The 12,459-nt window shown below is 73.7% G+C and carries 9 protein-coding genes and 1 tRNA gene; 5 read left to right on the forward strand and 5 right to left on the reverse strand.

The window, feature by feature from the left end; genetic code table 11:
• Positions 1-61 precede the first annotated feature (61 nt).
• Positions 62-134, forward strand: a tRNA-His gene (locus tag ASC82_RS02840).
• A 57-nt stretch (positions 135-191) separates the two neighbouring features.
• Here the strand turns inward: ASC82_RS02840 and ASC82_RS02845 are convergent.
• Positions 192-1,526 carry an endo-1,4-beta-xylanase gene (locus ASC82_RS02845; protein ID WP_242427523.1) on the reverse strand — a complete coding sequence of 445 codons (1,335 nt, stop codon included), beginning with the start codon at positions 1,524-1,526 and terminating at the stop codon, positions 192-194.
• Positions 1,511-4,183: a cellulose binding domain-containing protein gene (locus tag ASC82_RS02850; RefSeq protein ID WP_056640903.1), complete on the reverse strand. Its 2,673-nt coding sequence runs from the start codon at positions 4,181-4,183 to the stop codon at positions 1,511-1,513. The genes ASC82_RS02845 and ASC82_RS02850 overlap by 16 nt, the downstream gene beginning before the upstream one ends.
• Positions 4,184-4,385: 202 nt before the next feature.
• Here ASC82_RS02850 and ASC82_RS02855 point away from each other — a divergent pair, with 202 nt between their 5' ends.
• The 4 genes from ASC82_RS02855 (at position 4,386) to ASC82_RS02870 (ending at position 8,549) form a co-directional block, all read left to right on the forward strand.
• Positions 4,386-5,726, forward strand: coding sequence for an extracellular solute-binding protein (locus ASC82_RS02855; protein ID WP_056640905.1), 1,341 nt, complete (start codon positions 4,386-4,388; stop codon positions 5,724-5,726).
• Positions 5,727-5,998: 272 nt separating this feature from the next.
• A complete protein-coding gene (locus ASC82_RS02860; protein ID WP_056640908.1) occupies positions 5,999-7,054 on the forward strand; it encodes a sugar ABC transporter permease in 1,056 nt (351 codons plus the stop codon).
• On the forward strand, positions 7,051-7,875 hold the full coding sequence (locus ASC82_RS02865) for a carbohydrate ABC transporter permease (protein ID WP_107105797.1): 825 nt from the start codon (positions 7,051-7,053) through the stop codon (positions 7,873-7,875). The genes ASC82_RS02860 and ASC82_RS02865 overlap by 4 nt, the downstream gene beginning before the upstream one ends.
• A 269-nt stretch (positions 7,876-8,144) precedes the next feature.
• Positions 8,145-8,549 (forward strand): nuclear transport factor 2 family protein, encoded by a 405-nt coding sequence (locus ASC82_RS02870; RefSeq protein ID WP_056641513.1) that lies wholly within the window; start codon positions 8,145-8,147, stop codon positions 8,547-8,549.
• Between the two features lie 73 nt (positions 8,550-8,622).
• On the opposite strand, the gene ASC82_RS02875 is transcribed toward ASC82_RS02870, so the two are convergent.
• The 3 genes from ASC82_RS02875 to ASC82_RS02885 all read right to left on the reverse strand — a co-directional run bounded on the left by ASC82_RS02875 (position 8,623) and on the right by ASC82_RS02885 (position 12,454).
• Positions 8,623-10,167, reverse strand: coding sequence for a cellulose binding domain-containing protein (locus ASC82_RS02875; protein WP_056640911.1), 1,545 nt, complete (start codon positions 10,165-10,167; stop codon positions 8,623-8,625).
• A 167-nt stretch (positions 10,168-10,334) separates the two neighbouring features.
• A complete protein-coding gene (locus ASC82_RS02880; protein ID WP_056640914.1) occupies positions 10,335-11,744 on the reverse strand; it encodes a HAMP domain-containing sensor histidine kinase in 1,410 nt (469 codons plus the stop codon).
• Positions 11,741-12,454, reverse strand: coding sequence for a response regulator transcription factor (locus ASC82_RS02885; RefSeq protein ID WP_056640917.1), 714 nt, complete (start codon positions 12,452-12,454; stop codon positions 11,741-11,743). The genes ASC82_RS02880 and ASC82_RS02885 overlap by 4 nt, the downstream gene beginning before the upstream one ends.
• Positions 12,455-12,459: the final 5 nt, after the last annotated feature.

A 12,459-nucleotide genomic window follows, 5' to 3' on the forward strand; every position in this document is an offset into this window, starting at 1 on the left:
CCAGGACCCTGTAGACTTCTTCTCGGCCGGTCGGGGAAACCCAAGAAAATCGCCGGTCATGGTGGGTATAGCTCAGATGGTAGAGCACCTGGTTGTGGTCCAGGATGTCGCGGGTTCGAGTCCCGTTACTCACCCTGAAGGCCGAGGCCCCGGTTCGAAAGAACCGGGGCCTCGGTCGTTTTCGCATGCGCCTAGGAACAGGCGAAGGCCGTCGGCGGCGGGTTGGTGCCCGACCAGGAGCCGTTGAAGCCGAAGGCGGTCGAGCCGCCCGGCGGGACCGTCGCGTTGTACGAGAGGTTCGTCGCCGTCACCTCGGCCCCCGTCTGCGTCGCCGTCGCGTTCCACGCCTGGGTGACCCGCTGGCCGGCCGGCTGGGTCCAGCGGACGGTCCAGCCGTTCAGCGGGGCCGTGCCCGTGTTGCGGACGGTGACCTGCGCCGTGAAGCCGCCCGTCCACTGGCTCGTGACCGCGTACGTGACGGAGCACACACCCGGGGCGGGCGGGGTGTCCGGGGCGAGCGCCTCGGCGAGCCCGGCGCGGGCGGGCTTCGGGGCCAGGGCCTCGTCGTACGGGGTCGCCGCGCCCTGGCCGGGGAAGAAGTCCGGGATCCAGGAGTCGGAGTCGGTGAAGCCCCAGACCGTGACGCCGGCGCAGCGGGTGACGGCCAGGCAGGCGCGCTGGACGGCGGCGTAGTCGGCCTTCTGCTGGGCGAGCTTCGCTTCGGTCGCGGGCAGGGGCATCCGGATGTCGAGCTCGGTGATCGCCACGTCCACGCCGAGCTCGGCGAAGCGGCGCAGGTTGGCCTCCAGGGAGGCGGGGACCTGGCCGAGGACGAGGTGGGCCTGGAAGCCGACGCCGTCGACCGGGACGCCCTGCGCGAGGAGCCGCTCGACCAGGGCGTACATGCCGTCGCTCTTCGCGCCGATCGCGTCGGTCGAGTAGTCGTTGAGGTAGAGCTTCGCGGCCGGGTCGGCGGCCCGGGCGGCGCGGAAGGCGTCGGCGACGTACGACTCGCCGAGGGTCGCGCCGAAAACGGACTGCCGGAGGGTGCCGTCCTCGTTCAGGGGCTCGTTGACGACGTCCCAGTGGTCGATGCGGCCCTTGTAGCGGCCGGCCTCGGCGGCGATGTGGTCGGTCATGAGGGTGCGCAGCCGGTCGGCGGTCCAGGTGCCGCCGGTGACCCAGGCGGGCAGTTGGCTGTGCCAGACGAGGGTGTGGCCGCGGACCCGCTGGCCGTGGGCCTCGGCGAAGGCGACGACGCGGTCGGCGCCGGTCCAGTCGTAGGTGCCCCTGGTGGCTTCGACGGAGCCCCATTTCATCTCGTTGCCGGGGGTGAGGGAGCCGAACTGGGCGGCGGCGACGTCCGCGTACCCGCCGGTGAGCTTCCCGGCGGTGACGGCGGTGCCGAGGTAGCGGCCGCGGGCCTCCGCGAGGTCCCGGAGCGGGGCGTCCGCTGCGGCGGCGGGAGGAGCGAGGGTGAGGGCGGCGGTCAGAAGGGCCGCCGTGGCGATCAGGCGACGGAGCACGTCGCACCTCCGAGGGTGAAGGCGGCGGGTACGGGGTTGGTGCCGGTCCAGGTGCCGGTGAAGCCGAAGGAGGCGGAGGCTCCGGCGGCGACGGGCCCGTTCCAGCCGGCGTTCCCGGCGGTGACGGAGGTGCCGGTCTGGGTCGGGGTCGCGTTCCACATCTGGCCGACGCGCTGTCCCGCGGGGTACTGCCAGCCGAGCGCCCAGCCGGTCCAGGCGGTGGTGGAGGTGTTGGTCAGGGTGACGTCGGCCTGGAAGCCGCCCTGCCACTGGTTGGTGACCTTGTAGGCGACCTTGCAGGTGCCGGAGGGCGTCCCGGGGTCGCCCCCGCCGTCACCGCCGCCGGTCTCGGCGGTGTCGCCGTAGATGATGCCGCGTCCGTTGGTGGAGACGTACACGCGGCCGTAGACGCGGGGGTCGCCGGTGATCGCGCCGCCGGTCCAGCCCCACTGATGGGCGTCGTCGTTGATCCGGACCCAGGTCGTGCCGGCGTCGGTGGAGCGGAAGACGCCCCGTACGCCGCCGATCTTCGCGCTCGTGTAGAGCGCGGGGTACGCGGCGCCGGGTGCGGCCTTGCCGAAGCCGACGGTGTCGGCCTGGTCGACGCCGGAGACACGGGTGAAGGCGGCGCCGCCGTCCGTGGAGTGCCAGAGGCCGTAGGTGGAGTCGGGGGCACCACCGGCGAGCCAGATGTCGCCCTTCCTGCCGGGGACGGCCTTGAAGCGGGCGTTGCCCTTGGCGGGGAGGCCGGTGGCGCGGGCGGTGAAGGTCGCGCCGCCGTCCGTACTGGCGTAGAAGGTGCCGTCCTTGAAGCCGTAGAAGGTCGTGGGGTCGACGCGGTCGGACTCGACGGTCGCTCCGGCGGGGATGCCGGTGGAGGCGGTCCAGGCGCCTCCGGTGCCGGTGTGGACGCCGGTGCCGTCCGGGCTCCACACGTATCGGCCGCCGTCGGCGGAGACGGCGACGGTGCCGCCGCCGGTGACGCCCGAAGGCTCCTGTCCGGCGGTCCAGTTGGCGCCGTTGTCGGCGGAGAAGGCGACGCGCGGCCCGCCGTCGAGGTGACCGGACCTGACGACCACGTCCGGGTTGGTCTCGGCGTAGTCGAGGCTGGTCGTGGAGGTGAAGTTCGGGGAGGTGAACATCATCGACGGGACGGCGGTGAGGTCCGTGTGGCGGAAGCCTCCGATGTCGCCGAGGGCGCTGATCAGCGGGGCGCCGGAGGGCGGCGAGGCGAGGTCGAGGACGGCGGTCTCCTCAAGGCCCTTCACCATGGGCCGGATGGTGAAGTTCGTCCCCGTGTCCCACTTGGTGAGCTCCTGGGTGCCGTAGATCGTGGCGCCCGTGCCGTACATCATGCGGTCGGAGTCGAAGGGGTCGATCTCCAGGGCCTCGGTCATCCAGCCGAGCTTCGGGGTCTGTTCGGGCGCGGCGGGAGTGGCGCCCCAGGTCAGCCAGGGGACGGTGGAGACGTCCATCGTGTAGCGGTTGGCGCGGGTGGGATAGGCCGTGTAGTCCCAGGCCTTGGTCCAGGTGGAACCGGAGTCGGTGGAGCGGAAGATCTGGGTGTCGGGCCACCAGGCGCTGTAGGCGGAGACCATGACCGTGCCGGGCCGCTGCCGGTCGACGGTGAGGCCGCTGAAGCCGTGGAAGGTGTCGGCCTCGGCGACGGGGCTGATGTCCTTCCACTCGCCGGTGGCGGTGGCGTACCGCCAGACCCGGCCCTTGCCGCCGTCGTACGGGCCGGCCGTGTCGCTGTACGCGAGGTAGAGGTGGCCGTTCTCCGCGTCGAGGACGCCCTTGTGGGCGAGGTACCCGGTGGGCTGGCCGGGGAGCCGGGTCCAGGTGGCGCCGGCGTCGGTGGAGCGGTAGACGGCGTTCTCCTTGTCGCCCACGCCGACGTAGATCGTGCCGGTCGCGGTCCCGGGGGTGCCGGTGGACTCGTCGAACGTGACCCAGACGATGCCCTGTTCGTCGGAGTTGTAGCCGCTGGTGTCGGTCGGGTCCTGCTGGTGATTGCCGGGGTTGGTGAAGGAGCCGACCTTCGACCAGGTGACGCCGGAGTCGGTGGAGCGCCACAGGCCGTTGCCGCTGGGCGCGCCGAGGTAGAGCACGCTGTTCTTGTGCGGGTCGACGGCGAGGCGTTCGCCCATGCCGCGGCCCGGCATGTTGCCGCCGAGCTTGAAGGGGAGGTCGGTGCGCTGCCAGGTGGCGCCCCGGTCGGCGGAGCGGAGGACGGCGCCGTTGCCGGGGTCCCAGTCGTTCGTGTACGTGCCGACCGCCGCGTACAGCCGGTCGGGGTCGACGGTGTCGGAGGCGAGGCCGACGACTCCGGTGTGGCCCCAGTGGTCCCAGTCGACGGAGTCGAGGAGCGGGGTCCAGGAGGCGGCGGCCTGGTTCCAGCGGTAGACGCCGCCGATGTCGGTGCGGGCGTAGACGAGGTCCTTCTCGGCCCGGTTGAAGACGATGCCGGGGACGAAGCCGCCGCCGTCGATGCGGACGTTCTTCCAGCTGTACGAGGCGCTGGTAGCGGCGGGGTCGGCCGCGTTGGTGGCGGCGGGGTCGGCCGCGGTGGGTGCGGCGGTGACGCTGGGCGCGGTGGCCGTGAGGAGGCCCGCGGTCAGGGCGAGCCCCGCGAGGAGGTGGCGTGTTCTGCGCATGGGTATCCCGTCGAAGATTGAATGGGAGCGCTCCCACTATTGAGTCGCTGTCAGAACACGGTCAAGGTCCGGGAGTCGTCGAAGACGTTCGACGACGGGCCCGCCGCGTACGGCCGGGCGAGTGGTGCGGGCGGGTGGATTCCGCGCGGCCCGGCGAGCTGCCCCCCGCCGCCCAGGAGGAGCCGCACTACGGTCGGGGCCCATGGGGAGCAGGAGGAGGCACCGGCCCGTCGCCGCACTCGCCCTCGCCCTCCTCCTGGGCGCGGCGCTCTCCGGCGGCTGCGCGACCGACCCCGACCCGGCGCCCGCGGCGGGCGTCCCCGTGCGGGGGCCGGTGGACGGGAGCGGGCGGCGGATCACGCTCACCGTCGGCGTGTTCGGCACGTTCGGCCTCCAGGAGGCCGGGCTGTACGAGACGTACATGCGGCTGAACCCGGACGTCGCCGTCCGGCAGACCTCCCTCACCCGCAACGACGTCTACTACCCGCAGCTCCTCACCCACCTCACCGCCGGCTCCGGCCTCGCCGACGTCCAGGCCGTCGAGGTCGGCAACATCGCCGAGGTGCTCGCCACCCAAGGCGGCCGGCTCGACGGGCTCGGCTCGGCGCCGGGCGTGGACCGGTCCGCCTTCCTGCCGTGGAAGTGGGCGCAGGGCACCGCCCCCGACGGGCGCACGCTCGCGCTCGGCACCGACATCGGGCCGCAGGCCGTCTGCTACCGCAAGGACCTCTTCGCCAGGGCCGGACTGCCGACCGAGCGGGGAGCCGTGGGGCGGCTGTGGGCCGGGGACTGGCGCAAGTACCTCGCGGCCGGGGTCCGTTACCGCGAGCGGGCCCCGGAGGGCACGGCGTTCACGGACTCCGCGTCCGGGGTGATGGCGGCGGTCACGGGCAGCGCGGCGCTCCGCTACTACGACGAGCGGGGCGACCTGATCGTGGCGGTCAACCCTGCCGTACGGGAGGCATGGGACCTCGCCGCCGCGTTCGCCCGGCAGGGGCTGACCGCCCGGCTCCAGCAGTTCACGCCCGGCTGGGACCAGGCCTTCGCGAACGGCGCGTTCGCCACGGTCGCCTGCCCCGCCTGGATGCTCGGCTACATCCAGGACAAGGCGGGCCCGGCCGGACGTGACCGGTGGGACGTGGCGGCGGCACCCCGACCGGGCAGCTGGGGCGGCTCGTTCCTCGTCGTCCCGTCCGCCGGCCGGCACCGCGCCGAGGCGGCCCGGCTCACGGCCTGGCTGACGGCGCCGGCCCAGCAGGCGGTGCTCTTCGCCCGGCGCGGCAGCTTCCCGAGCGCCTCGGCGGCGTACGCGCTCCCTGCGGTCGCGGAGGCCCGGCACCCGTACTTCGGCGACGCCCCGGTCGGCACGATCTTCGCCACGGCGGCCCGCGGCGTCCCCCGCGCCCCGGTCGGCCCGAAGGACGCCCTGATCGCCCAGACCCTGGCGGACGTCGGCATGCTCCAGGTCGACCAGACGGGCCGCGCGCCGGAGTCGGCCTGGAGGGCGGCGATGAAGGCGATCGACAACGCGCTGGACCGCTGATGGCCGACTGGGAGAACCCGACACAGGACGCCACACCTGCGGTAGGCGACCACACCCACCCAGCCGCACCCGGCGACGGCGACCACCCCCACTCGGTCGCACCCACGCTAGGCGGCCATCCCCAACCAACCGAACGCGGCGACGGCGACAAGGGGGTAGGGAACCTGCCTGGCCACCCCCACACGCCCGCAGACGGCGACGGCGGCGAGGGGGCAGGGGCCGGAGGCGGGGGGTGTCCGGACGTAAAAGCGCCGGAACTCGCGCGAAGCGCGGTGAGGACGCAGTCCGGACACCCCCCGCCGGAGGCCCCTGCCCCCGCACCCACCAACCACGGACCCGGCCCCACGACCCGGCGGACGCGCACCCGCCCCACGACCCGGCGGACGCCCACCCGCCGGACTCCGGCCACCACCCGGCGGACGCCCACCGGCTCCCGCTGGGCCCCCTACGCCCTGGTCGCCCCCTTCTTCCTCTTCTTCGGCGCCTTCGGCGTCTTCCCCCTGCTCGCCACCGCCTGGACCTCCCTCCACCGCGTCGAGCTGACCGCCCCCGCCGAGGCGCAGTGGGTGGGCCTGCACAACTACGCGCGGCTGCTCGACGACGCGTTCTTCTGGAACGCGCTCGCGAACACGGTCGTCATCGGCATCGTCTCCACCGTCCCCCAGCTGCTGCTCGCGCTCGGCGTGGCGCACCTGCTCGACGTGCGGCTGCGGGGCCGGGGGATCTTCCGGGTCGTGGCCCTGGCCCCGTACGCGACCTCGGTCGCCGCCGCGACCCTGGTCTTCGCGCTGTTCTACGGACGGGACCACGGGATGGCCAACTGGGCCCTGGGAGCGGCCGGTCTGCCCCCGGTGGACTGGCAGAACGGCCCTTGGGCGTCGAAGCTCGCGGTGTCGTCGATCGTGGTCTGGCGCTGGACCGGCTACAACGCGCTGATCTATCTGGCGGCGATGCAGACGGTCCCGCGCGAGCTGTACGAGGCGGCGGCGCTGGACGGGGCGTCACGGTGGCGCCGGTTCCTGCACGTGACGCTGCCGGGGATCAGACCCGCGATCGCCTTCACGGTGCTGGTCTCGACGATCGGCGCGACGCAGCTCTTCGGCGAGCCGCTGCTGTTCGGGAGCGGGGCGGGTGCCTCGGGTGGCGCGGATCACCAGTTCCAGACGCTCGGGCTCTATCTGTACGAGCAGGGCTGGGTGAACCTCCATCTGGGGCGGGCCGCGGCCATCGCCTGGGCCATGCTGCTGGTCCTGGTCGTGCTGTTCGGGGCGGTACGGCTCCTGCGCGGCGGCCTGGCGCGCAGGAGCCGTACGGGGCGGGCCTCGTGAGGACGGAGCGGGCCGGCTGGGGCACGTACGCGCTGCTCGCGCTCTTCACGGCCGTGTCCCTCTTCCCGCTGCTGTGGACGGCGGTCGCCGCCTCGCGGACCAGTACGCGGCTCGCGGCCACTCCGCCGCCGTTCCGGTTCGGGCGGAACCTGCCCCGGAACCTGGAACTGGCCTGGACCGAAGCCCGGTTGGGCGAGGCCCTGGCGAACACCGCGCTGGTCGCCGGGGTGGTCACTGCGGGAACGGTGCTCTTCTCGACGCTCGCCGGGTTCGCCTTCGCCAAGCTGCGGTTCCGCTTCCGGGGCACGCTGCTCCTGCTGGTGGCCGGGACGATGCTGATCCCGCCTCAGCTGGGGGTCGTCCCGCTCTATCTGCTGATCGCGCGGCTGCGCTGGACCGACGAGCTCCAGGCGGTGATCCTGCCGTCGCTCGTCTCCGCGTTCGGGGTGTTCTTCATGCTCCAGCACCTGCGGCGGGCGCTGCCGTCCGAGGTGCTCGAAGCGGCCCGGATGGACGGGGCGGGGACGCTGCGGACGGTGTGGCACGTGGTGCTGCCGGCGGCGCGCCCGGCGATGGCGGTGCTCGGGATGCTGTCGTTCGTGGCGGCCTGGAACGACTTCTTCTGGCCGGTCCTCGCCCTGACGCAGACCGGGAACCCGACGGTGCAGGTGGCGCTCACGGGCCTGGGGCGGGGGACGGTGCCCGACCAGTCGGTGGTGATGGCGGGGGCGCTGCTGGGGACGCTGCCGCTGCTCGTCGTACTGGCGCTGTTCGGCCGGCACATCGTGGGCGGGGTGATGCGCGGCGCGGTGAAGGGATGAGGCGGGCGTGATGATGGTGCTCTTCTCGCTCTTCGACATGCTGGAGGAGGGGAAGGCGTCGCGGGCGTAGGGCGCGACCTCGCGGGGTCGACGTCCGACAGCCGCCGGCGTGCTCCGCCCCGGGCGATCACGCTGGCGGCATGACGACTACCTCCACCACCGACACCGCCGACACCGCCGACACCGCCGACACCACTGACGCCACCGACGCCACCGACGCCACCGACGCCACCGACGCCACGGCGGACTCGGCGGCCGTCCTGACCGGTATGTACGCGGCGGAGGCCGCCTATCTGGCGGCCGGAGGCCCCGGCCGGGCCTCCTTCGCCCCGCTCGCCCCCTACTTCGCGCCCGACGTCGTCCTCCACCAGGCCGCCGCCCTGCCGTACGGCGGGACCTGGCGCGGACACGCGGGCCTGGAGCGCTTCTTCCTCGCGATGAGCCGGGTGTGGGAGTCCTTCGACATGACGGAGCAGGAGTTCCTCGCCACGGGCGCGACCGCCGTGGTCCTCACGCGCGTACGGGCCCGCGCCCGCGCCACCGGCCGCGAGCTGGCCTTCCCGATCCTGCAGACGATCACCGTACGGGACGGCCGGATCGCCGAGGTCCGCCCCTTCTACTGGGACACCGCGGCGATCGTCGACGCCTGCGCCGTACGGCCGACGGCCGGGTAGGGGTGCGCGCCCCGGCCTGGGGGTGGGGTGGCTCCGGCCGGGGCGCGCGGTGTGGGGGGCCTGTGGGGCCTGCCTACTTGTAGGCGGCGAAGGCCTTCGTGAAGGCCAGGGGCTGCTGGAGGATCGAGGAGCAGGTGGCGTCGGCGTGGTTCACGGCGCCGGCCGCGCACTGCTTGTCACGGGTCGAGGACCACATCGAGAGCCAGCCGAGCCCCTTCGACTTCGCGAAGTCGACGAGCTGCGTGGCGTCGTCGACCCGGAAGATCTCGCTGGTGACGTCGTTGACGCCGATCATCGGGGTGACGGCGACGGCCTTCCAGGCGGCCGCGTCGGAGAGCCCGAGGACGCCCTTGACCTGGGCCTGGGTCGCGGTGGCGGCCTGGATCGCGTAGGTGCCCATGTCCGCGCTGTACGCCGGGCCGTAGTCCATCGCCATGATGTTGACGGCGTCGACGCGGACCCCGTTCTTCTTCGCGTCGGCGAGCAGCGCCACGCCCGGCTGCGTCAGGCCCTCGGGCATGACCGGCAGCGTGAAGGAGACGTCGAGCCCCGGGTGGGTCTTCTGGAGCTGGGCGATCGCCTGGGAGCGGCGGGTGTTGGCGGCGGTGTCCGGCAGGGCCGCGCCCTCGACGTCGAAGTCGACCTTGGTGAGCTTGTACTGGTCGATGACCTTGCCGTACGCGGCGGCCAGCGCCGAGGAGGACGAGCAGTTCAGGGCCAGCTCGTGGCCGGCTGCGCCGCCGAAGGAGACGCGGACGTCACCGCCCTTGGCGCGCAGGGCGCCGATCTGGGCCGCGACCTTGTCGTTCGCCAGGTCGGTGACCCCGCCCCAGAGGGGGGCGCAGGAGCCGCCGGAGGTGATGAAGGCGAGGTTGAACTCCTTCACGCCGGTGGCGTCGGCGGTCGCGAGCAGGTCGTACGCCGGGTAGAGCGAGGTGTCGACGTACGGGGCGTACTTGGCGGCCGTGGAGGGGGCGCCGGTCGCGGTGGGGGTGGGCGTCGGGGTGGTCGCGGTGGCCGTCGGGGTCGGCTTCACGGTGGCGGTGGCGGTGGCCGTCGGGGTCGGCTTGACCGTGGCCGTCGCAGTCGCCGTCGACGTCGGGGTCGGCTTCGCGGTCGCCGAGGGGGAGGCGGTCGCGGTGGGCTGCTCGGTGGGGCGGCCGCTGGGGGTGGGGGCGGGGCCTCCGGCGGAGCAGGCGGCCTTGTTGATGAGGCAGTCGGCCGGATCGCCCGCCGCGCCCGCGGCCGAGGTCACGAAGCCGACGGTGACGGACTGGCCGGGCGCCAGCTGCTTGTTCCAGCTCGCGGGCCGCACGGTGACGTGGCCGCCGGAGACGGTGTACTCGCCGTTCCAGAGGGAGCCGATGGTCGTCCCGGCCGGGAGGTCGAACTCCAGGGTCCAGTCGGTCTGGGTGGTGCTCGACCCGTTGGTGACGACGTACTGGCCGGTGTAGCCGCCGGTCCAGGCGCTGGTCCGGGTGTAGGCGGCGCCGACGCCGGCGGCCTGTGCCGTACCGCTGAGCGCGAAGGCGGTGCCGCCGGCGATCGCCGCCGCGACGACGGCTCCGACGGCCTTGGTCCTGGTGCTCGCCCTGCGCCGGTGCGAACTGGTGCCCATCGCGTGCCTGCCTCTGTGTGCCGGGGTGTGGGGGTGGGGTGCGGCAGCACGCTAGCGACTCGGAAACGGACAAATGGCAGCGATCGGGCCGGGGTTGGGATTCTTAGGCTCCGCTTAAGGAAGGCATCGGAACCACGAAAGGTTCGGCCCCGCGCACCCCGTTCCGCTCAGGCGTCGGCGGCCCGGCGGGTGCCCGTGCCGCCCCGGCGGCGGCGGACCGGGCGGTGGCCGCGGCGGCCGGCCGTGGCGCCCTGGCGGCGCCCGTCGAGCCCGATCCAGACGCGGACCTCGGTGCCGCCGAGCACGGAGTGCCCGATGGCGACGTCTCCCCCGGTGGCCTCCGCCATCCGCCGCACGATGTCCAGGCCGAGGCCCGTCGAGCCGGGCCTGCCCCCGCTGTTGCCGCGGGCCAGGGCGGCGGCCGGGTCGGCGATGCCGGCGCCCGCGTCGGAGACCAGGACGATGACGGCGTCGTCGCCGTTGTGGACGTCGATGGAGAAGGCGGTGCCCTCGGCAGTGTGCCGGAAGACGTTGCCGAGGAGGGCGTCGAGGGCGGCGACGAGTTCGGGCCGGGCCACCGGGATGCGTACCGGACGCTCGACGCCCGCGACCCGTACCCGCCGGCCCTCGTCCTCCGCGAGCGCCGACCAGAAGTCCATCCGCTCGCGGACGACCTCGGCGGCGTCGCAGCCGGCGCCGGGCCCGGTCGCCTGGGTCTGCGGCTTCGCCTCCCGGGCCGTACGGATGATGATGTCGACCTCGCGCTCCAGCTGCTCGACGGCGGCCCGGGTCTGCTCGGCGGCGGGGCCGGAGCCGAGCGAGGCCGCGTTGAGCCGCAGCACCGTCAGCGGGGTGCGGAGCCGGTGGGAGAGGTCGGCGGCGAGCTCGCGCTCGTTGGCGAGGAGCTGGACGACCTGGTCGGCCATCGAGTTGAAGGCGACGGCCGCGGACTTGAGCTCCGGCGGGCCCTCCTCGGGCACGCGGGCGCCGAGCCGGCCCTCGCCGAGGTCGTGGGCGGCGCCCGCGAGCCGCTGGGCGGGCTGGACCATGCGGACGCCGAGCCGGTCGGCGACGGCGACGGAGCCGACGATCAGCGCGAGGCCGACCCCGGCGAGGACGAGCCAGGCGGTGGCGACGCCGTTGGTGACCTCGCCTTCGGGGACGAAGAGTTCGACGACGGCGACCTGGCCGCTGCTGAGCGCCGTGGGCTGGAGCAGTGCGAAGCCGCCCGGCACCTCGGCGATGGAGGCCCGGCCGAGCCGGCGGGTGGCCGCGAGCTCCTCGGCGTCGGCCCTGCGGGTGCCGATCTCCAGCGCGGTCCCGCCCGAGTCCTCGGCGGGCACGTGGACGGCGAGCCGTCCGGCGGCGCCGTCCTCGGTGGTGGCGACGGCCTTGTCCAGCTCCTGGCGGTCGGTGGTGATCGCGAGGACGGGGGCGAGCCCGGCGGCCCGCCGCTCGGCGTTGGAGAAGGCCCGGTCGCGGGCCATCTCCTTGACGACGAGCCCGAGGGGTACGGCGAAGGCGACGACGACCATGGCGGTGACGGCCAGCGACACCTTGACGAGCGCCCACCTCACCGCTGCGGCTCCGGTTCCTGCTCCCGGGGCGGCTCCAGCTTCACGCCCACGCCGCGCAGGGTGTGCAAGTAGCGGGGCCTGGCGGCCGTTTCGCCCAATTTCCGCCGCAGCCATGACAAATGTACGTCGATGGTCTGGTCGTCCCCGTACGACTGCTGCCAGACCTCGGCGAGCAGCTCCTTGCGCGGGACGACCACGCCCGGCCGCCCGGCGAGGAAGGCCAGCAGGTCGAACTCGCGCCGGGTGAGGTCCAAGGGCGCCCCGTCCAGCTCCGCCTGACGGCGCAGCGGATCGACGGTGAGCCCGCCGACGCGGATGGCCCGGGACGGGGGCGCCTCGCCGGCGGCGGACCGCGCCCGGCGCAGGACGGCCGCCATGCGGGCCGAGAGGTGGTCCACCGAGAAGGGCTTCACGAGATAGTCGTCCGCGCCGGCGTGCAGGAGCCGTACGATCTCGGCCTCGTCGTCCCGGGCGGTCGCGATGATCACCGGTACGTCGGTGATCCCGCGCAGCATCTTCAGCGCCTCGGACCCGTCCAGGTCGGGCAGTCCGAGGTCCAGGATGACCACGTCGAAACGGAAATGGGCGACCTCGCGCAACGCCTCCAGAGCCGTACCGACGCTCCGTACCGTGTGGGAGGCCTCGGAGAGCTGGCGGATGAGGGCGGAGCGCACGAACTGGTCGTCCTCGACCACGAGCACACTTGCCATGGGCC

This window comes from Streptomyces sp. Root431 (assembly GCF_001426585.1).
Lineage (GTDB): Bacteria > Actinomycetota > Actinomycetes > Streptomycetales > Streptomycetaceae > Streptomyces > Streptomyces stackebrandtii.